Origin of the sequence: Pseudomonas sp. B21-040 (genome assembly GCF_024748695.1) — a bacterium.
In the GTDB taxonomy this organism is placed as follows: Bacteria; Pseudomonadota; Gammaproteobacteria; order Pseudomonadales; family Pseudomonadaceae; genus Aquipseudomonas.
The window spans coordinates 863,844-882,743 of the sequence record NZ_CP087176.1; the positions used below are offsets into that span (position 1 = coordinate 863,844).

The 18,900-nt window shown below is 57.0% G+C and carries 17 protein-coding genes and 3 tRNA genes; 18 read left to right on the top strand and 2 right to left on the bottom strand.

Translation table 11 applies throughout. The features are described from left to right. The first annotated feature begins 28 nt into the window (after window positions 1-28). From ftsH to LOY55_RS03890, 15 genes are all read left to right on the top strand, one after another. The gene (gene ftsH, locus LOY55_RS03820) at window positions 29-1,939 is read left to right on the top strand and encodes an ATP-dependent zinc metalloprotease FtsH (RefSeq protein ID WP_046031926.1); all 1,911 of its coding nucleotides are present in this window, start codon (window positions 29-31) and stop codon (window positions 1,937-1,939) included. Window positions 1,940-1,947: 8 nt separating this feature from the next. Further along, complete coding sequence (gene folP / locus LOY55_RS03825) at window positions 1,948-2,799, top strand: dihydropteroate synthase (protein ID WP_109787595.1); 852 nt, start codon at window positions 1,948-1,950, stop codon at window positions 2,797-2,799. A gap of 16 nt (window positions 2,800-2,815) precedes the next feature. After that, window positions 2,816-4,153 (top strand): phosphoglucosamine mutase, encoded by a 1,338-nt coding sequence (gene glmM, locus LOY55_RS03830; RefSeq protein WP_109787596.1) that lies wholly within the window; start codon window positions 2,816-2,818, stop codon window positions 4,151-4,153. Window positions 4,154-4,219: 66 nt separating this feature from the next. Then, window positions 4,220-4,975 carry a triose-phosphate isomerase gene (tpiA, locus tag LOY55_RS03835; protein WP_109787597.1) on the top strand — a complete coding sequence of 252 codons (756 nt, stop codon included), beginning with the start codon at window positions 4,220-4,222 and terminating at the stop codon, window positions 4,973-4,975. A 4-nt stretch (window positions 4,976-4,979) separates the two neighbouring features. Continuing rightward, the gene (gene secG, locus LOY55_RS03840; RefSeq protein ID WP_017336473.1) at window positions 4,980-5,363 is read left to right on the top strand and encodes a preprotein translocase subunit SecG; all 384 of its coding nucleotides are present in this window, start codon (window positions 4,980-4,982) and stop codon (window positions 5,361-5,363) included. Between the two features lie 22 nt (window positions 5,364-5,385). After that, window positions 5,386-5,471 (top strand) — tRNA-Leu (locus tag LOY55_RS03845). Window positions 5,472-5,568: 97 nt separating this feature from the next. Next, window positions 5,569-5,645 (top strand) — tRNA-Met (locus LOY55_RS03850). 138 nt (window positions 5,646-5,783) lie between these two features. Then, window positions 5,784-6,242, top strand: a complete 459-nt coding sequence (gene rimP / locus LOY55_RS03855; protein ID WP_010463487.1) for a ribosome maturation factor RimP — start codon at window positions 5,784-5,786, stop codon at window positions 6,240-6,242. Window positions 6,243-6,289: 47 nt separating this feature from the next. Beyond that, window positions 6,290-7,771, top strand: a complete 1,482-nt coding sequence (gene nusA / locus LOY55_RS03860) for a transcription termination factor NusA (protein WP_007900474.1) — start codon at window positions 6,290-6,292, stop codon at window positions 7,769-7,771. A gap of 27 nt (window positions 7,772-7,798) precedes the next feature. Then, window positions 7,799-10,330 (top strand): translation initiation factor IF-2, encoded by a 2,532-nt coding sequence (gene infB, locus LOY55_RS03865; RefSeq protein WP_109787599.1) that lies wholly within the window; start codon window positions 7,799-7,801, stop codon window positions 10,328-10,330. A gap of 159 nt (window positions 10,331-10,489) precedes the next feature. Then, a complete protein-coding gene (gene rbfA / locus LOY55_RS03870) occupies window positions 10,490-10,891 on the top strand; it encodes a 30S ribosome-binding factor RbfA (protein ID WP_007942872.1) in 402 nt (133 codons plus the stop codon). A 3-nt stretch (window positions 10,892-10,894) separates the two neighbouring features. Further along, window positions 10,895-11,812, top strand: coding sequence for a tRNA pseudouridine(55) synthase TruB (gene truB / locus LOY55_RS03875; protein ID WP_223522700.1), 918 nt, complete (start codon window positions 10,895-10,897; stop codon window positions 11,810-11,812). Window positions 11,813-11,929: 117 nt separating this feature from the next. Then, window positions 11,930-12,199 carry a 30S ribosomal protein S15 gene (gene rpsO, locus LOY55_RS03880; RefSeq protein WP_003177875.1) on the top strand — a complete coding sequence of 90 codons (270 nt, stop codon included), beginning with the start codon at window positions 11,930-11,932 and terminating at the stop codon, window positions 12,197-12,199. 194 nt (window positions 12,200-12,393) lie between these two features. Continuing rightward, window positions 12,394-14,499, top strand: coding sequence for a polyribonucleotide nucleotidyltransferase (gene pnp, locus LOY55_RS03885; RefSeq protein ID WP_007942868.1), 2,106 nt, complete (start codon window positions 12,394-12,396; stop codon window positions 14,497-14,499). A gap of 129 nt (window positions 14,500-14,628) precedes the next feature. After that, window positions 14,629-14,704 (top strand) — tRNA-Thr (locus LOY55_RS03890). Window positions 14,705-14,713: 9 nt separating this feature from the next. Here LOY55_RS03890 and LOY55_RS03895 read toward each other — a convergent pair. Further along, window positions 14,714-15,619 carry a hypothetical protein gene (locus LOY55_RS03895; RefSeq protein ID WP_109787625.1) on the bottom strand — a complete coding sequence of 302 codons (906 nt, stop codon included), beginning with the start codon at window positions 15,617-15,619 and terminating at the stop codon, window positions 14,714-14,716. Window positions 15,620-15,935: 316 nt separating this feature from the next. On the opposite strand from LOY55_RS03895, the gene LOY55_RS03900 reads away from it, so the two are divergent. Further along, window positions 15,936-16,241 (top strand): DUF6388 family protein, encoded by a 306-nt coding sequence (locus tag LOY55_RS03900; RefSeq protein WP_046031932.1) that lies wholly within the window; start codon window positions 15,936-15,938, stop codon window positions 16,239-16,241. A gap of 51 nt (window positions 16,242-16,292) precedes the next feature. On the opposite strand, the gene nadC is transcribed toward LOY55_RS03900, so the two are convergent. Beyond that, window positions 16,293-17,141 carry a carboxylating nicotinate-nucleotide diphosphorylase gene (nadC, locus tag LOY55_RS03905; RefSeq protein ID WP_109787626.1) on the bottom strand — a complete coding sequence of 283 codons (849 nt, stop codon included), beginning with the start codon at window positions 17,139-17,141 and terminating at the stop codon, window positions 16,293-16,295. 239 nt (window positions 17,142-17,380) lie between these two features. Here nadC and ampD point away from each other — a divergent pair, with 239 nt between their 5' ends. Then, the gene (ampD, locus tag LOY55_RS03910; protein ID WP_046031934.1) at window positions 17,381-17,941 is read left to right on the top strand and encodes a 1,6-anhydro-N-acetylmuramyl-L-alanine amidase AmpD; all 561 of its coding nucleotides are present in this window, start codon (window positions 17,381-17,383) and stop codon (window positions 17,939-17,941) included. Beyond that, complete coding sequence (ampE, locus tag LOY55_RS03915) at window positions 17,938-18,774, top strand: regulatory signaling modulator protein AmpE (protein ID WP_046031935.1); 837 nt, start codon at window positions 17,938-17,940, stop codon at window positions 18,772-18,774. Before ampD ends, ampE begins: the two co-directional genes overlap by 4 nt. Window positions 18,775-18,900: the final 126 nt, after the last annotated feature.

Below are 18,900 nucleotides of genomic sequence, written 5' to 3' on the forward strand. Positions count from 1 at the left end.
TGCTTCAGAGGGTAGTTAATTGAACGATATGGCAAAGAATCTGATCCTGTGGTTGATCATCGCGGCTGTCCTGGTGACAGTGATGAACAACTTCTCCAGCCCTAACGAGCCGCAGACCCTCAACTATTCCGACTTCATCCAGCAGGTCAAGGATGGCAAGGTCGAGCGCGTAGCGGTTGACGGCTACGTGATTACCGGTAAACGCACCGATGGCGACAGCTTCAAGACCATTCGTCCGGCAATCCAGGACAACGGTCTGATCGGCGACCTCGTGGACAACCACGTCGTGGTCGAGGGCAAGCAGCCTGAACAGCAAAGCATCTGGACTCAACTCCTGGTCGCAAGCTTCCCGATCCTGGTGATCATCGCCGTGTTCATGTTCTTCATGCGGCAGATGCAGGGCGGAGCCGGTGGCAAGGGTGGGCCGATGAGCTTCGGCAAGAGCAAGGCGCGCCTGCTCTCTGAAGATCAGGTGAAAACCACTCTGGCTGACGTTGCCGGTTGTGACGAAGCGAAGGAAGAAGTCGGCGAATTGGTCGAGTTTCTCCGTGATCCGGGCAAATTCCAGCGCCTGGGCGGCCGTATTCCTCGTGGTGTGCTGATGGTCGGCCCTCCGGGTACCGGTAAAACCTTGCTGGCAAAGGCGATTGCCGGCGAAGCGAAAGTACCGTTCTTCACCATTTCCGGTTCCGACTTCGTTGAAATGTTTGTTGGTGTCGGTGCCAGCCGTGTTCGCGATATGTTCGAGCAGGCCAAGAAACATGCGCCATGCATCATTTTCATCGACGAAATCGACGCCGTCGGTCGCCATCGTGGCGCCGGCATGGGCGGCGGTCACGATGAGCGCGAGCAGACTCTCAACCAGTTGCTGGTGGAGATGGACGGCTTTGAAATGAATGACGGCATCATCGTTATTGCGGCAACCAACCGTCCGGACGTACTGGACCCTGCGTTGCTGCGTCCAGGCCGCTTCGACCGTCAGGTTGTGGTCGGTCTGCCGGATATTCGTGGTCGCGAACAGATTCTCAAGGTGCACATGCGTAAAGTGCCGATGGGTGACGATGTTGCTCCAGCGGTGATCGCGCGTGGTACACCAGGTTTCTCCGGTGCTGACTTGGCTAACCTGGTGAACGAAGCTTCGTTGTTCGCTGCACGTGCCGGCAAGCGCATTGTTGAAATGAAAGAGTTCGAGCTGGCGAAAGACAAGATCATGATGGGTGCCGAGCGCAAATCCATGGTCATGTCCGAGAAGGAAAAGCAGAACACCGCTTATCACGAAGCTGGCCACGCAATTGTTGGTCGTGTCGTGCCTGAGCATGATCCGGTCTATAAGGTCTCGATCATCCCGCGCGGTCGTGCGCTGGGTGTGACCATGTTCCTGCCTGAAGAAGACCGTTACAGCCTGTCCAAGCGCGCGCTGATCAGCCAGATCTGCTCGCTGTACGGTGGTCGTATCGCTGAAGAAATGACCTTGGGTTTCGATGGTGTCACCACAGGTGCGTCCAACGACATCATGCGTGCCAGCCAGATCGCGCGGAACATGGTCACCAAGTGGGGCCTGTCGGAAAAACTCGGTCCATTGATGTATGCCGAAGAAGAGGGTGAAGTATTCCTCGGTCGCGGCGGTGGCGGCCAGAGTGCAAGTTTCTCTGGTGAGACAGCCAAGCTGATCGACTCCGAAGTGCGCAGCATCATTGACCAGTGCTACGGTACGGCCAAACAGATTCTCACGGACAACCGTGACAAGCTTGATGCCATGGCCGATGCCTTGATGAAGTACGAGACGATCGATGCCGATCAGATCGATGACATCATGGCGGGTCGTGCGCCTCGCGAGCCTCGTGACTGGTCGGGTGGCACCGGTACTTCCGGTACACCTCCGGTGGTGCAGGATGAGCGTCCGGAAACACCGATCGGCGGTCCGGCTGCTGACGTATAAGGTTTGAAATGACTTTTGTTCCGTCTTCGACCCGGTTGCCTTGCGGCAACCGGGTTCTTGATTTGGCCCAGACGCATGTCATGGGTATCCTCAATGTCACACCCGATTCCTTTTCTGATGGTGGCCGATACAGTCAGTTCGATGCTGCGCTGCGTCATGCCGAGTCGATGGTGGCGGCGGGTGCGACGCTGATTGATGTCGGTGGCGAATCGACCCGCCCTGGTGCCCGTGCGGTTTCACCGCTTGAGGAGCTGGAGCGCGTAGCGCCTATCGTTGAGCGAATCAATCGCGAGCTCGATGTGATTATTTCTGTCGATACCTCCACGCCAGCGGTCATGCGTGAGACTGCGCGGTTGGGTGCGGGGTTGATCAATGATGTGCGTTCGCTGCGTCGGGACGGTGCCCTGGACGCTGCGGCGGCTACCGGGCTGCCGGTGTGTCTGATGCACATGCTCGGCGAGCCGGGCGACATGCAGAATGATCCGCACTATCAGGACGTAACCAGGGAGGTAGGCGAGTTTCTCGCCGAGCGCATGGTGCTGTGTGCATCGGTGGGTATCCCGCCAGAGCGGATTATTCTGGATCCGGGTTTTGGCTTCGCGAAGACCTTGCAGCACAATCTAAGCTTGTTTAAGCATATGCAAGCCCTGCATGCCTTGGGGCGGCCCCTGTTGGTCGGGGTTTCGCGAAAGAGCATGATTGGTCAGGCCTTGAATCGTCCGGTTGGAGAGCGCTTGTACGGTGGTTTGGCTCTTGCGGCGCTGGCTTCGGCCAGGGGGGCGCGTATATTGCGCGTCCATGATGTAGCCGAAACAGTGGACGTGGTGCGGATGATCGCCGCGGTGGAATCAGCCGAATAAGAATGATGGAGCACTTATGAGCAAAAAATACTTTGGTACTGACGGTATTCGTGGCCGTGTCGGTGAATACCCGATTACTCCTGACTTCATGCTCAAGCTGGGCTGGGCTGCTGGTATGGCGTTCCGCAAAATGGGCGCCTGCAAGGTGTTGGTTGGCAAGGACACCCGGATCTCGGGTTACATGTTTGAGTCCGCGCTTGAGGCCGGTCTGACGTCGGCAGGTGCTGATGTGATGCTCCTGGGGCCGATGCCAACTCCGGCGATCGCGTACCTGACGCGCACATTTCATGCTGAAGCCGGTATCGTGATCAGTGCCTCGCACAACCCTCACGACGACAACGGCATCAAGTTTTTCTCCGGGAAAGGTACCAAGCTTCCGGACGATATCGAGCTGATGATCGAAGAGTTGCTAGATACTCCGATGACCGTGGTTGAGTCGAGCAAAATCGGTAAAGTCTCGCGAATCAACGACGCATCGGGTCGCTACATCGAATTTTGCAAGAGCAGCGTTCCGACCGGCACCAGCTTCACTGGGCTGAAGATCGTGATCGACTGTGCCCATGGCGCGACCTACAAGGTTGCACCTAGTGTATTCCGTGAGCTTGGTGCTGAAGTCGTTGTGCTTTCCGCCCAGCCCAATGGCCTGAACATCAATGACAACTGTGGCTCAACTCATATGGGGCAACTGCAGGCAGCGGTATTGGCCGAGCATGCCGATCTGGGTATCGCCTTTGATGGTGATGGTGATCGTGTCCTGATGGTCGATCACACCGGTGCCATTGTTGATGGTGACGAGCTGCTGTACATCATTGCCCGCGATTTGCATGGGCGCGACAAGCTGCAAGGTGGCGTGGTTGGTACGCTGATGAGTAACCTCGGGCTGGAATTGGCCTTGGCGGACTTGTCGATTCCTTTTGTTCGCGCCAATGTTGGTGACCGTTATGTCATCGCGGACTTGCTGGAGCGTAACTGGCTGGTGGGTGGTGAAAACTCGGGTCATATCGTCTGCTTCAATCACACCACTACAGGCGATGCGATCATTGCTGCCTTGCAGGTGCTGATGGCGCTTAAAAGGCGCTCCGAGGGCCTGGCTCAGGCTCGTCAAGCGCTTCGCAAGTGCCCTCAGGTGTTGATCAATGTCCGGTTTGGCGGTGGTGCCAGCCCGCTCGATCATCCGGCGGTTAAGGAAGCCAGCGACCGTGTCACCAAGGCTATGGCGGGTCGTGGTCGTGTGCTCTTGCGCAAGTCCGGTACAGAGCCATTGGTACGTGTCATGGTCGAAGGCGAAGACGAAACGCAGGTTCGTGGTTACGCAGAAGAGCTGGCAAAACTGGTTACTGAAGTTTCTGCCTGAATTCGGCTTGCCAGCCTTGATTGTGTTGGGTAACATCTGCGCCCACTTTGACCGACGAGGTACAGCATGCGTCGCCCTATGGTAGCTGGTAACTGGAAGATGCACGGTACCCGCGCCAGCGTCGCTGAGCTGATCAACGGCCTTCGTGACTTAGCCTTGCCGAGCGGTGTTGATGTAGCGGTATTCCCGTCTTGCCTGCATATCAATCAAGTGATTGATGGCTTGCAAGGAAAGTCGATCTCGGTCGGCGCGCAGGACTCTGCGGTGGAATCCGAGCAAGGTGCGTTGACCGGTGAGGTTGCACCGAGTCAGTTGGTGGATGCAGGTTGTTCCCTGGTGCTTGTCGGGCACTCCGAGCGCCGCCAGATAATGGGCGAGCAGGATGCAGTGCTGATTCGCAAGTTCGCAGCGGCACAGGCATCTGGCTTGATTCCGGTGTTGTGCATAGGGGAGACCCTTGAGCAGCGTGAAGCTGGGAAAACGATCGAAGTTGTCTCAGCTCAGCTGGACAGCATTATCGACGAGCTGGGTGTTGGTGTGTTTGCAAAGGCTGTGATCGCTTACGAGCCGGTCTGGGCCATTGGCACCGGGCTGACGGCTTCGCCGCAACAGGCGCAGGATGTGCATGCAGCCATTCGGGCGCAGTTGGCGGAAAAGAATTCTGAAATCGCACAAGGTGTGCGGCTTCTATACGGCGGCAGCGTGAAGGCGGCCAATGCGGTCGAACTGTTCGGCATGCCGGATATCGATGGGGGTCTCATTGGTGGGGCTTCCCTGAATGCAGATGAGTTCGGTGCGATCTGTCGCGCCGCGGGAAACTGAAAAAATGCTGGAAACAGTCGTAGTCGTTTTTCATCTGCTGGGTGCATTGGGCGTAGTTGCTCTGGTATTGCTACAGCAGGGTAAAGGTGCAGATGCTGGTGCGTCTTTCGGAGCAGGTGCTTCAAATACTGTGTTCGGAAGCCAAGGTTCCTCTACCTTTCTTAGTAAGTTTACTGCTATACTTGCCGCAGGTTTCTTCATAACCAGCTTAGGGTTAGGTTACTTTGCTAAAGAGAAAGCTCACCAGCTGACTCAAGTAGGTTTGCCAAACCCAGCGGTGTTGGAAGTTCCAAAGCAACAACCGGCTTCTGATGATGTCCCGGTGCTTCAAGAGCAAAAGTCGGCTACTCCAGCGACTGACGTGCCTCCAGCTCAAGAGCAGAAGTAAGAAGGGTTTCAAACGTAGTATTGCCGAGGTGGTGGAATTGGTAGACACGCAACCTTGAGGTGGTTGTGCCCATAGGGTGTAGGGGTTCGAGTCCCCTTCTCGGTACCAATTAGTCAGGAGAGCCCGCTGTTGCGGGCTTTCTTGCAGGTGGAAGGTTACATTGACCCTGTAGGGGATCGGTCGTATACTTCCGCCCCAGCTTTGTCGCGGGGTGGAGCAGTCTGGTAGCTCGTCGGGCTCATAACCCGAAGGTCGTCGGTTCAAATCCGGCCCCCGCAACCAGTTTAAGGAGCCCCTTTTAAGGGGCTTTTTGTTAGCTGGACACTTTCAACGCCGCTGTTCGACGGCGTTTCAAGGATGGGCGTTTCGCCCATTTTTTTATTTTGCATAGCATGCACATACATGCACGAGGGGGTTCAGGTGTCGAGCAAGCTAGAAGAGTTGCAGGCCTTGTTGGCCCCGGTGGTCGTGGCCCTGGGCTATGAATGCTGGGGTATCGAGTTTTCGGCTCAGGGTCGTCACTCGATGTTGCGCGTTTATATTGATAAAGAGGGCGGCGTGCTGGTGGACGATTGCGCCATTGTCAGCCGTCAGATCAGCGGTGTCCTGGATGTTGAAGATCCAATCGCCGTTGAATACACCCTTGAAGTTTCCTCGCCTGGCATGGAACGCCCTCTGTTCACTATTGAGCAGTTTGCAAAATTTGCCGGTGAACAAGTGAAGATCAAGCTGCGCTCGCCTTTTGAAGGACGACGCAACTTTCAGGGCCTTCTGCGCGGTGTAGAAGAACAGGACGTCGTGGTGCAGGTGGAAGACCATGAGTTCCTGTTGCCGATCGATATGATCGACAAGGCCAACATTATTCCCAGTTTTGACTGAGACGCGGATCCCGCGGATCCAATGGCTTGCGAAAGGCGAGGCGTACGATGAGCAAAGAAGTACTGCTGGTTGTTGAGTCGGTATCCAATGAAAAGGGCGTACCGGCAAACGTAATTTTTGAAGCGCTGGAGCTGGCCCTGGCCACTGCTACCAAAAAGCGTTTCGAGGACGAAGTCGATCTGCGTGTGGAAATCAATCGCCACACCGGTGCTTATGAGACATTCCGTCGTTGGACGGTCGTCGAAGAAGCAGATCTGGACGATCCGGCCATCGAAACCTGGCCGAGCAAGGTTGCGGAAACGCATCCTGGTGCCAAGGTTGGTGATGTAGTCGAAGAAAAGATCGAGTCCATCGAGTTCGGCCGCATCGCTGCACAGACTGCCAAGCAAGTCATTGTGCAGAAAGTTCGCGAAGCCGAGCGTGCTCAAGTCGTTGATGCCTATCGCGAGCGCCTGGGGGAAATCATCTCCGGCACCGTGAAGAAAGTGACCCGCGACAATGTGATTGTCGACCTGGGTAACAACGCTGAAGCGCTGCTGGCTCGTGAAGACATCATTTCTCGCGAAACTTTCCGTGTTGGCGTACGTCTGCGTGCGCTGCTCAAGGAAATCCGCACCGAGAACCGCGGCCCGCAGTTGATCCTGTCGCGCACCGCGCCGGAAATGCTGATCGAGTTGTTCCGCATCGAAGTGCCGGAAATTGCTGAAGGCCTGATCGAAGTAATGGCTGCATCCCGTGATCCGGGTTCGCGCGCCAAGATCGCGGTCCGCTCCAAGGACAAACGCATCGACCCGCAGGGCGCTTGCATCGGTATGCGCGGTTCGCGCGTCCAGGCAGTGTCGGGTGAGTTGGGCGGTGAGCGTGTGGACATCGTCCTGTGGGACGACAACCCGGCTCAGTTCGTAATCAACGCCATGTCCCCGGCTGAAGTTGCGGCAATTATCGTTGACGAAGATGCCCATGCAATGGACATCGCCGTTGGCGCAGACAATCTGGCTCAGGCCATCGGTCGTGGTGGTCAGAACGTGCGTCTGGCTAGCCAATTGACTGGCTGGACCCTGAACGTGATGACCGAATCGGACATCCAGGCTAAGCAGCAAGCAGAAACCGGCGACATCCTGCGCAACTTCATCGACGAGCTGGAAGTCGACGAAGACCTGGCGCAGGTGCTGGTAGATGAAGGCTTCACCAGCCTGGAAGAGATTGCCTACGTACCGTTGGAAGAAATGCTCAACATCGACGGCTTTGACGAAGAAACCGTCAACGAGCTTCGCGCTCGTGCCAAGGATCGTTTGTTGACCAAAGCCATCGCTACTGAGGAAAAGCTGGCAGACGCCCATCCGGCCGAAGACCTGCTCTCGCTTGAGGGTATGGACAAGGATTTGGCGATGGAACTGGCGGTGCGCGGCGTAATTACCCGCGAAGACCTGGCCGAGCAGTCTATTGACGACCTGCTCGACATCGACGGCATTGACGATGATCGTGCCGGCAAGTTGATCATGGCCGCCCGAGCCCACTGGTTCGAGTAATTAGGCGCGGCCTGAGGAGAGAAGTGCATGACGCAAGTCACGGTGAAACAACTGGCCGATGAGGTCAAAACACCGGTAGAGCGCCTGTTGCAGCAGATGCGTGAGGCAGGTCTGCCGCACACCGCCGCCGAAGAAAGTGTGACTGACAGTGAGAAGCAATCGTTGCTGACTCACTTGAAAAGCAGCCACAAGGCGAAAGTGGAAGAACCACGCAAGATCACGCTGCAGCGTAAAACCACCAGCACCCTGCGTGTTGCTGGCAGCAAAAGCATCAGCGTTGAAGTCCGCAAAAAGAAAGTTTTCGTACAGCGCAGCCCGGAAGAAATCGAAGCCGAGCGCAAACGCGAACTGGATGAACGTCGCGCAGTAGAAAATGCTGCCCGTCAGAAGGCTGAAGAAGAAGCCAAGCGTCGCGCCGAAGAAGAAGCGCGTCGCCAGCCTGCTGCTGCGCAAAACGGTTCGACTGACGCTGTTGCAGCGCCTGCTGCAGTTGCTGAACCTGTGCGTGAAAGCGCGCCGGTTGTAGCGGCTGCACCAGCACCGTCTGCTGACGTTCGCAACAAGCAGAACGAACAGCGCCGTCCGGACAAACCACGTGCCGACGATAACAATCGTCGCAGCGGCGGTGGTGATGGCGAGCGCAAAAACGCTCCGCATCGTGCTTCGGTCAAAGAGAAAGCGCCTGCGCCACGTGTTGCGCCACGTACTACCGACGAAGAAAGCGATGGCTTCCGTCGTGGTGGTCGCGGCAAGGCCAAGCTGAAGAAACGCAACGCCCACGGTTTCCAGAGCCCAACCGGCCCTGTCGTGCGTGATGTGCAGATTGGCGAGACCATCACTGTTGGCGATCTCGCCAATCAGATGTCGGTCAAGGCTGCTGAAATCATCAAGTTCATGTTCAAACTGGGTACTCCAGCGACCATCAACCAGGTGCTTGATCAGGAAACTGCTCAGCTGGTAGCCGAAGAACTGGGCCACAAAGTGACCCTGGTCAGCGACACCGCCCTGGAAGATTCCCTGGCCGAGTCCCTGAAGTTTGAAGGTGAGACGTTCTCCCGTGCACCGGTTGTGACCGTCATGGGCCACGTTGACCACGGTAAAACCTCGCTGCTCGACTACATCCGTCGTGCGAAGGTAGCTGCTGGCGAAGCCGGCGGTATCACCCAGCACATCGGTGCGTACCACGTTGAAACTGATCGCGGCATGGTCACTTTCCTCGACACCCCGGGTCACGCCGCGTTTACCGCAATGCGTGCCCGTGGTGCCAAGGCGACCGACATCGTGATCCTGGTGGTTGCAGCGGACGACGGCGTGATGCCGCAGACCATTGAAGCCGTTCAGCACGCCAAGGCTGCCGGTGTTCCACTGGTTGTTGCAGTGAACAAAATCGACAAGCCGGGCGCTGATCTCGATCGCATCCGTAGCGAGCTGTCGGTTCACGGCGTGACCTCGGAAGAGTGGGGCGGCGACACCCCGTTCGTATCGGTTTCGGCGAAAGTCGGTACTGGTGTGGACGAGTTGCTCGAAGCTGTTCTGCTGCAAGCCGAAGTTCTGGAACTGAAAGCGACTCCATCGGCTCCTGGCCGTGGCGTCGTGGTTGAATCGCGTCTCGACAAAGGTCGTGGCCCGGTTGCAACCGTTCTGGTTCAAGACGGTACCCTGCGCCAAGGCGACATGGTGCTGGTCGGTTCGAACTACGGCCGTGTACGTGCCATGCTCGACGAGAACGGCAAGCCGATCAAAGAAGCCGGTCCTTCCATCCCTGTCGAGATCCTCGGCCTGGACGGTACCCCGGACGCTGGCGATGAGATGAGCGTGCTGTCGGACGAGAAGAAAGCCCGTGAAGTGGCTCTGTTCCGTCAAGGCAAGTTCCGCGAAGTCAAGCTGGCCCGTGCTCACGCCGGCAAGCTTGAAAACATCTTCGAAAACATGGGTCAGGCAGAGAAGAAGACGCTCAACATCGTCCTCAAATCCGACGTCCGTGGTTCGCTGGAAGCGTTGAACGGTGCCTTGAACGGCCTGGGTAACGACGAAGTGCAAGTGCGTGTTGTTGGTGGCGGCGTGGGTGGTATCACCGAGTCCGACGCTAACCTGGCACTGGCCTCCAACGCTGTATTGTTCGGCTTCAACGTGCGTGCCGATGCTGGCGCTCGCAAGATCGTCGAGCAGGAAGGTCTGGATATGCGTTACTACAACGTGATCTACGACATCATTGAAGACGTCAAGAAAGCCCTCACCGGTATGCTGGGCAGCGATGTTCGCGAGAACATCCTGGGTACTGCTGAAGTGCGTGACGTGTTCCGTTCGCCGAAGTTTGGCGCGATCGCCGGTTGCATGGTTATCGAAGGTGTTGTTCACCGTAACCGTCCAATCCGTGTACTGCGTGAAGACATCGTTATCTTCGAAGGCGAGCTGGAATCCCTGCGCCGCTTCAAGGATGACGCTTCCGAAGTACGTGCCGGCATGGAATGCGGTATCGGCGTGAAGAGCTACAACGACGTCAAAGTCGGTGACAAGATCGAAGTCTTCGAGAAGGTTCAGGTTGCTCGCAGCCTCTAACTCGCGCACTTCAAGGGCCACGTCGAGCCGCCGCATGCAGATGCGCGGCGCAGCGTCAGGACTCTAAACGCAACGCCCGGTCTGGCTTTTGTCAGGCCGGGCGTTTGCCGCTTTCAGACCCCTCGGGTTTCACCGTGGGGCAGTAACAGGTAACAAGACATGGCAAAAGAATACAGCCGTACCCAACGTATCGGCGATCAGATGCAGCGTGAGCTGGCACAACTGATCCGTCGTGAAGTCAAAGACCCGCGCGTCGGGCTGGTCACCATTACCGCTGTTGAGGTCAGCCGTGACGTCGGTCACGCCAAGATCTTCATCACCGTGATGGGGCAGGACAACGCCGAAGACATCGCACAAAGCATCAAGGTGCTCAACTCCGCCGCTGGTTTCCTGCGTATGCAGTTGGCCCGCGAAATGAAGTTGCGCAGCGTTCCTCAGCTGCACTTCCACTACGACGAAAGCGTCGTGCGTGGTGCGCACCTGTCGGCCCTGATCGAGCGAGCGGTGGCTGAAGACAATCAGCACCCGGTAGCCGCTGAACCCGAAGACGCCAAGGAGTAATCGGTGGCTCAGGTCAAACGTATCCGTCGTAACGTCAGTGGCATTATCCTGCTAGACAAGCCGTTGGGGTTCACCTCAAACGCCGCGTTGCAGAAGGTTCGCTGGTTGCTCAACGCCGAGAAGGCCGGGCACACCGGCAGTCTTGATCCGCTGGCCACCGGGGTGTTGCCGTTGTGCTTCGGTGAGGCGACCAAGTTCTCGCAGTACCTGCTCGACTCCGACAAGGCTTATGAAACCCTGGCGCAATTGGGCAAAACCACCACCACGGCCGATGCCGAGGGCGAAGTTTTGCAGGAACGCCCGGTGACCGTTGGTCGCGCCGATGTCGAAGCTGTTTTACCCGGTTTTCGTGGGCAAATCAGTCAGATACCGCCGATGTACTCGGCGCTCAAGCGTGATGGGCAGCCGCTGTACAAGCTGGCCCGTGCTGGCGAAGTAGTGGAGCGCGAACCGCGTTCTGTTACTATTGCGCGCTTGGATTTGCTGGCCTTTGAGGGTGATACTGCGCGGCTTGCGGTGGATTGCAGTAAAGGCACCTATATCCGCACCCTGGTGGAAGATATCGGTGAGAAACTCGGTTGTGGCGCTTACGTTGCTGAATTGCGACGTACCCAGGCCGGGCCTTTCACGCTGGCGCAGACGGTCACGCTTGAAGAGTTGGAAGCGGTACATGCCGAAGGCGGCAACGAGGCGGTTGATCGCTTCCTGATGCCATCGGACAGTGGCCTGCTGGATTGGCCGCTGTTGCAGTTCTCGGAGCACAGCTCGTTCTACTGGCTTAACGGCCAACCGGTTCGAGCCCCGGATGCACCGAAATTTGGCATGGTACGGGTACAGGATCACAACGGTCGCTTCATCGGTATCGGTGAAGTGAGCGAAGACGGGCGCATCGCGCCGCGTCGACTGATTCGGTCAGAATGACCGGACGAGGGTGGCTGTTAACAGGCACGGTCACTACTCATTTTTAGATACAGGGATTTGTCCCTGGCCTGTTGAAACTGTTTTTCTGAAACAGTTTCCTGATAAAAGGATTGCCTCATGGCTCTCGACGTTCAAGAAAAAGCTCAAATCGTAGCTGACTACCAGCAAGCTGTTGGTGACACTGGTTCGCCAGAAGTGCAAGTTGCACTGCTGACCCACAACATCAACAAGCTGCAAGGTCACTTCAAGGCCAACGGTAAAGATCACCACTCCCGTCGTGGTCTGATCCGCATGGTAAACCAGCGCCGTAAGCTGCTGGACTACCTGAAAGGCAAGGATCTGGGTCGTTACCAGACTCTGATCGGTCGCCTGGGTCTGCGTCGCTAATAAGCGATTGCGCTAGAGGTTGGTTGTCTGCCGTGCGTCAGGGGTTTCCCGCTGGCGCATGGCAGGCTCCCAGCCTCAAGTTTTATCTGGATATACGTTTTACCCTGGACAGGCGTTGGGCCGACTCCCGACATTGCCCAAGAATTTCGCAAGAAGACAAGTTCCCCAAGAGCCACAAAAGAAGGTAGGACACCGTGAACCCGGTAATCAAAAAATTCCAGTTCGGTCAGTCGACCGTTACCCTCGAGACTGGCCGTATCGCCCGTCAGGCCTCCGGCGCAGTATTGGTCACCGTTGACGACGACGTCAGCGTATTGGTGACTGTCGTTGGTGCCAAGCAAGCCGATCCAGGCAAGGGCTTCTTCCCTCTGTCCGTTCACTACCAGGAAAAGACTTACGCTGCCGGTAAGATCCCTGGCGGTTTCTTCAAGCGCGAAGGCCGTCCTTCCGAGAAAGAAACCCTGACTTCCCGACTGATCGACCGTCCGATCCGTCCGCTGTTCCCAGAAGGCTTCATGAACGAAGTGCAGGTCGTCTGCACCGTCGTTTCCACCAGCAAGAAGACCGATCCGGACATCGCTGCGATGATCGGTACTTCGGCTGCCCTGGCCATCTCCGGCATTCCTTTCGATGGCCCGATCGGCGCTGCCCGCGTTGCGTTCCATGAAAGCACCGGTTACCTGCTGAACCCGACTTACGAACAACAGAAAGCTTCGAGCCTGGACATGGTCGTTGCCGGTACTTCGGAAGCCGTATTGATGGTTGAATCGGAAGCCAAAGAGCTGACCGAAGACCAGATGCTGGGCGCGGTACTGTTTGCTCACGACGAGTTCCAGGTTGTGATCAACGCTGTCAAAGAACTGGCCGCTGAAGCTGCCAAGCCGACCTGGACCTGGGCTCCACAGCCTGAAGCCACCGCACTGCTGGGCGCTATCCGTGCCGAGTTCGGCGACGCGATCTCCCAGGCTTACACCATCACCATCAAGGCCGACCGTTACGCTCGCCTGGGTGAGCTGAAAGACCAGGTTGTTGCCAAGCTGTCCGGTGAAGAAGGCCAACCTTCCTCCAGCGAAGTCAAAGCGGCTTTCGGCGAAATCGAATACCGCACCGTTCGCGAAAACATCGTTAACGGCAAGCCACGTATCGACGGCCGCGACACCAAGACCGTACGTCCGTTGAACATCGAAGTCGGTGTTCTGCCTAAGACCCACGGTTCGGCTTTGTTTACCCGTGGCGAAACCCAGGCTCTGGTTGTTGCAACACTGGGCACCGCCCGTGACGCACAACTGCTGGATACCTTGGAAGGCGAGAAAAAAGACCCGTTCATGCTGCACTACAACTTCCCTCCATTCTCGGTAGGTGAGTGTGGTCGCATGGGTGGCGCTGGTCGTCGCGAAATCGGTCACGGCCGTCTGGCCCGTCGTTCGATTGCAGCCATGCTGCCTGCCGCTGACGTGTTCCCGTACACCATTCGTGTTGTGTCGGAAATCACCGAGTCCAACGGTTCGAGCTCGATGGCTTCCGTTTGCGGCGCTTCCCTGGCCCTGATGGACGCTGGCGTTCCGATGAAGGCACCGGTTGCCGGTATCGCGATGGGTCTGGTTAAAGAAGGCGAGAAATTCGCCATCCTGACCGACATCCTGGGTGACGAAGACCACCTCGGCGACATGGACTTCAAAGTAGCCGGTACCGCCAAGGGTGTTACCGCGCTGCAGATGGACATCAAGATCAAAGGCATCACCGAAGAAATCATGGAGATCGCTCTGGGCCAAGCCCTGGAAGCGCGCCTGAACATCCTCGGTCAGATGAACCAGATCATTGGCCAGTCGCGTACCGAACTGTCGGAAAACGCTCCGACCATGATCGCGATGAAAATCGACACCGACAAAATCCGTGATGTCATCGGTAAAGGCGGCGCGACCATTCGTGCGATCTGTGAAGAGACCAAGGCTTCGATCGACATCGAAGACGACGGCTCGATCAAGATCTTCGGCGAAACCAAGGAAGCGGCTGAGGCGGCACGCCAGCGCGTTCTGGGTATCACCGCTGAAGCTGAAATCGGCAAGATCTACGTCGGTAAGGTTGAGCGCATCGTCGACTTCGGCGCATTCGTCAACATCCTGCCAGGCAAGGACGGTCTGGTTCACATCTCGATGCTGAGCGACGCTCGCGTTGAGAAAGTGACCGACATCCTGAAAGAAGGCCAGGAAGTGGAAGTACTGGTACTGGACGTGGACAACCGCGGCCGTATCAAGCTGTCCATCAAAGACGTAGCAGCAGCCAAGGCTTCGGGCGTTTAATCAGCCCAACTCCTTAGTGTAATAAAATGCCCCGCCGTGCAAACGGCGGGGCATTTTTTTGTCTGTTGAAATGACTGTGGCGAGCCTCAAGTTGCCGGACCTTGCGACCGGTGCTAGGTTTAGCCCACCGCCCGTGTAGCTCAGCCGGTAGAGCAGCGCACTCGTAACGCGAAGGTCGCAGGTTCGATTCCTGTCTCGGGCACCATTCCCCCGTTTATTTCACCTTTCTGCTCAGATCATCCACCTCGCGTTTGAGCTGATTCAGTTGATTGTCTTGATCGCTGACTTCCCGCTTCAGGCTGGACAGGTCGCTGGAGCTTGAGCTGGAACTCGATCCAGCACTGCGCTTGAGGTCTTCGACCTGGCTGGCGAGTCTTTTGAGGTCATTATCCTGTTCGTCGACTGAGCGCTTGAGACTGGCCACTTCGCTGGAACTGGAACTGGAACTGGAGCTCGAACTGCTGCTGCGTTTGAGGTCGTCCATCTGACTGGCGAGCTTTTTCAGGTTGTTATCCTGCTCGCTGACGTTGCGTTTGAGATCAGAAACTTCGCTGGAGCTAGAGCTGGAACTCTGGCCACTGTTGCGCTTGAGCTCGTCCAACTGCTTGGCCATGGCGACCAGGCCGTTTTGCTGTTCGCTGACGGTACGCTTGAGGTCCGTCATTTCGCTGGTGTTGGTGCTGGAGCTCGAACCGCTGTTGCGTTTGAGTTCGTCCATTGCCTTGGCGAGATTTTTCAGGCCGGTTTCGTGTTCGCCGAGGGTACGCTTGAGGTTGGTCACTTCGCTGGCGTTGGAGCTGGAACTGGAGCCGTTGTTACGCTTGAGCTCTTCGATGAGGCGCGCTTGTTCACTGACGGTTTTCTTCAGCTCTTCCAGATCAGCCGTATTGGTTTTTATGGTTCTTTGTAATTTCTCCACATCCTCGGTACTGACGCTGGATCTGACCATCACGTCTTTGCCGTAATAGTTGTGGAAAGCGAGAAATTTATCGGAAGTCGAAGCGCTGTCGGTGTTGTACTCCAAGGCTTGAGCGGTATTTGACAGCGCCAGGCTGCCAAGAAGAAGGGCAGCCGTGCCAGCAGAGAGAAGGGCAGACGAACATTTGGTAAGACCGGACATCACTAGGGTTCCTTGTGAAGTGCTTATATGGCACATCGCTATGACTTTACCTTTTACGTGTTGTTCCTGCGACGCGAGACAAAATTTTCAGAAAGGTTCCTCCAGTCTTTTTTTGTAGATTTGATGTAAAAGTCCATATAAATCGGCAAGCAAACGTCCTATATTCGAAGCTTGCACAAGCACCGCTTTGCAGTTTTCAGATGATCCCCGAATGGTTCTGAAGGCCAGATAAACCGGGCTTCAACCGGTTTTTTGCGTCAGAGAGATCCTTGATGATCCAGATCCATCTTCCATTCCCCAGATCAGCGAGAACGACATGACCGTTAAAGAATTGACCCAGGAAGCCAGGCACGCAGAAGCGCTGAAGAAGTACGTGCTGGACGCGCCTGAATTGATGGACGAAATCAAAGACCTGCCCGCCGATGATCAGAAAGACCAGATCCAGTGGGCGTTCGAGGACGAGGCCGAGGCCCAGGGCTTGCAGCCGTGGGAATTGACGCTCAAGTACACTTCGACCCCGGAAGAGTACGAGGCTGCACGCCTGGCACTGCACAAGGAGGCGGCCGAGGTGTTGGGCGTTGAGTGGGAAGAGTACTGCGAGATGAACAATCTGGTGGTCTGACAAAAACGCCAGCCTGAACAAGGCTGGCGTTTTTCGTTCTACAAGGCTCGATCAGAGGCTTAACCGCATCGACAGATCGACAGCCTTCACGTCCTTGGTCATCGCGCCAATCGAGATGTAATCCACCCCGGTTTCGGCGATGGGCAGCAGCGTGCTTTCGTTGATCCCGCCACTGGCTTCCAGTTTTGCCTTGCCTGCGTTCAGACGCACGGCTTCGCGCATGTCATCCAGGCTCAATTCATCGAGCATGATGATGTCGGCACCCGCCGCCAGCGCTTCTTTGAGCTCATCCAGGCTTTCCACTTCGATCTCCACCGGTTTACCCGGTGCAATCTTGTGGGCGGCGTTAATGGCTTCCGGGATGCCACCGCTGGCAGCGATATGGTTTTCCTTGATCAGGAAGGCGTCGTAAAGGCCGATACGATGGTTATGGCAACCGCCGCAGGTGACGGCGTACTTTTGCGCCAGACGCAAGCCAGGCAGGGTTTTTCGGGTGTCGAGCAGCTTCACTTGAGTATTGGCGACAAAGTCCGCCAGGTATTGCGCACGCGTGGCCACGCCCGACAGCATTTGCAGGAAGTTCAGCGCGCTGCGTTCGCCGGTGAGCAGTGAGCGCGCCGGACCTTCCAGGTGGAACAGAATCTGATTGGGTATTACCCGCTCGCCATCCTTGACCTGCCAATGCACCGCAACCCGCGGGTCCAGTTGCCGGAACACAGCATCGACCCACGCCGTGCCGGCAATGACGGCGGCATCACGGGTGATGATGGTGGCTTTTGCCAGGCGCTCGGCCGGGATCAACTGCGCGGTGATATCGCCGCTGCCGATGTCTTCACGCAACGCACGGCGTACGTTGGCTTCGATTTCGGCAGTCAAATCGGCGAGGCGTAGATTCGGCATAACGGACTCCACAAACAAAGTGCCCCGATTATAGGGCCATGGCACGAATCAACCCAAGGTGTCCGAGGTGTTCCGTTGACGCTGAGGGCTGCAATTGGTCGATTCGCTGGCTAAGTCGATGCCCGCCTGCAGCGTCTATTTCAGTGCGAAGCGCCGACTCAATGGCGGCAAGTGATCGCGTCCCGAGGGGCTATCGCGGCATACTGAGCGCCAACACAGACTTCGTTGAAGGAACCTGTATGCAGTTGGACCTCGCGAGCGGTTGGTGTCAGGACGTGCATGTATGCCTCTCACCCAACCACAATGCGCGCCCCTCGGGCGAAATTTCCCTGCTGGTGATCCATAACATCAGCTTGCCGCCTGCGCAGTTCGCCACTGGCAAAGTGCAGGAATTCTTCCAGAATCGTCTGGATGTCACGGAGCATCCTTATTTTGAAGGCATTGCTGACTTGCGGGTGTCGGCCCACTTTCTGATTGAGCGTGACGGTACTGTCACTCAGTTTGTCTCTTGTCTTGATCGGGCTTGGCATGCTGGTGTTTCAAGTTTCGAGGGCCGGGAAACCTGTAACGATTTTTCCGTGGGCATCGAGCTCGAAGGCACGGATGATCTGCCGTTCACTGATGCTCAATATCACGCGCTGACAGCTTTGACCCGCCAACTGCAAAGTGCTTATCCCGGCATCACCGCGCAGCGTATTTGCGGACATAGCGACATTGCACCGGGGCGCAAGACCGATCCAGGACCCGCGTTCGACTGGGCACGCTATCGCGCAGCCCTGGCAAAAGAGGAAGGACAATGAGTTTTCTGGTGTTGCTGTTGGCGGTATGGATCGAGAAATTCTCGGCCCTGCGTCATCGGGTCCAGCGTGATGGCGGTTGGGTGCGCGAGCTGAACAAGCTTGAGGTCACGCCACGTCTGATCGACCGGCCATGGTTGATATTGGTCATCCTGGTGTTGTTGCCGGTCGCGCTGCTGGGCTTGCTGCTGGTGGTGCTGGATCCGGTGGCTTACGGTCTGCTGGCGTTACCGGTGCATTTGCTGGTGGTGATTTACAGCCTGGGACGCGGTGACTTGCTGGCCGGTCTCGGTCCGTTTCGCGATGCCTGGCGCCGCGAAGACCTGCAAGCTGCCGCGCATGTGGCCAAACGGGACCTGGATATTTGCGCCGACAGCGGCGAGCAATTGCTGGAGCGGGTCGAAGCGCACTTGCTGTGGGAGGCCTACCAGAGTTTCTTTGCGGTGATTTTCTGGTACTTCCTGCTCGGACCGGTCGCGGCCCTGAGTTATCGCCTGTTGGCGCTGGCCGAAGAGCATGGGCAGAACCCGGGCGTGGTCGAACGCGCGGCACAATTGCGTCATGCCTTTGATTGGGTACCGGTGCGGTTGCTGGCGGCGAGTTTTTCGCTGGTCGGCAATTTTGTCGCCGTTAGTCGGGTGATGTTGCATGAGTTGCTGAACTGGAACATCAGCGCCGCCCAGTTGATCGAGAAGGTTGGGCTGGTGGCCGGTGAAATTCCTGCACCGGTCGTCGGGCCGGATGGCATCAACAATCTGGACCGGATCTGGGAGTTGCTATTGCGCGCGGCAGTGCTCTGGTACGCCGGTTTCGCGCTGTGGACCGTCCTGCCGTAACCCATCGATGCCTGTAGCAGCTGGCGCTGCCTGCGTCCGGCTGCACAGCCGCCATGTATCCAAACGACGCGTTCACCCTGCCAAACCACGGTGCATGCTTCGCAGCCGCATGCAGGCTGCTGCGGG

Excerpts from the sequence above, each read along its gene's own strand:
- ftsH (WP_046031926.1), top strand. The coding sequence starts at position 29 with ATGGCAAAGAATCTGATCCTGTGGTTGATCATCGCGGCTGTCCTGGTG.
- folP (WP_109787595.1), top strand. The coding sequence starts at position 1,948 with ATGACTTTTGTTCCGTCTTCGACCCGGTTGCCTTGCGGCAACCGGGTT.
- glmM (WP_109787596.1), top strand. The coding sequence starts at position 2,816 with ATGAGCAAAAAATACTTTGGTACTGACGGTATTCGTGGCCGTGTCGGT.
- tpiA (WP_109787597.1), top strand. The coding sequence starts at position 4,220 with ATGCGTCGCCCTATGGTAGCTGGTAACTGGAAGATGCACGGTACCCGC.
- secG (WP_017336473.1), top strand. The coding sequence starts at position 4,980 with ATGCTGGAAACAGTCGTAGTCGTTTTTCATCTGCTGGGTGCATTGGGC.
- nusA (WP_007900474.1), top strand. The coding sequence starts at position 6,290 with ATGAGCAAAGAAGTACTGCTGGTTGTTGAGTCGGTATCCAATGAAAAG.
- infB (WP_109787599.1), top strand. The coding sequence starts at position 7,799 with ATGACGCAAGTCACGGTGAAACAACTGGCCGATGAGGTCAAAACACCG.
- rbfA (WP_007942872.1), top strand. The coding sequence starts at position 10,490 with ATGGCAAAAGAATACAGCCGTACCCAACGTATCGGCGATCAGATGCAG.
- rpsO (WP_003177875.1), top strand. The coding sequence starts at position 11,930 with ATGGCTCTCGACGTTCAAGAAAAAGCTCAAATCGTAGCTGACTACCAG.
- LOY55_RS03895 (WP_109787625.1), bottom strand. The coding sequence starts at position 15,619 with ATGTCCGGTCTTACCAAATGTTCGTCTGCCCTTCTCTCTGCTGGCACG.
- LOY55_RS03900 (WP_046031932.1), top strand. The coding sequence starts at position 15,936 with ATGACCGTTAAAGAATTGACCCAGGAAGCCAGGCACGCAGAAGCGCTG.
- nadC (WP_109787626.1), bottom strand. The coding sequence starts at position 17,141 with ATGCCGAATCTACGCCTCGCCGATTTGACTGCCGAAATCGAAGCCAAC.
- ampD (WP_046031934.1), top strand. The coding sequence starts at position 17,381 with ATGCAGTTGGACCTCGCGAGCGGTTGGTGTCAGGACGTGCATGTATGC.
- ampE (WP_046031935.1), top strand. The coding sequence starts at position 17,938 with ATGAGTTTTCTGGTGTTGCTGTTGGCGGTATGGATCGAGAAATTCTCG.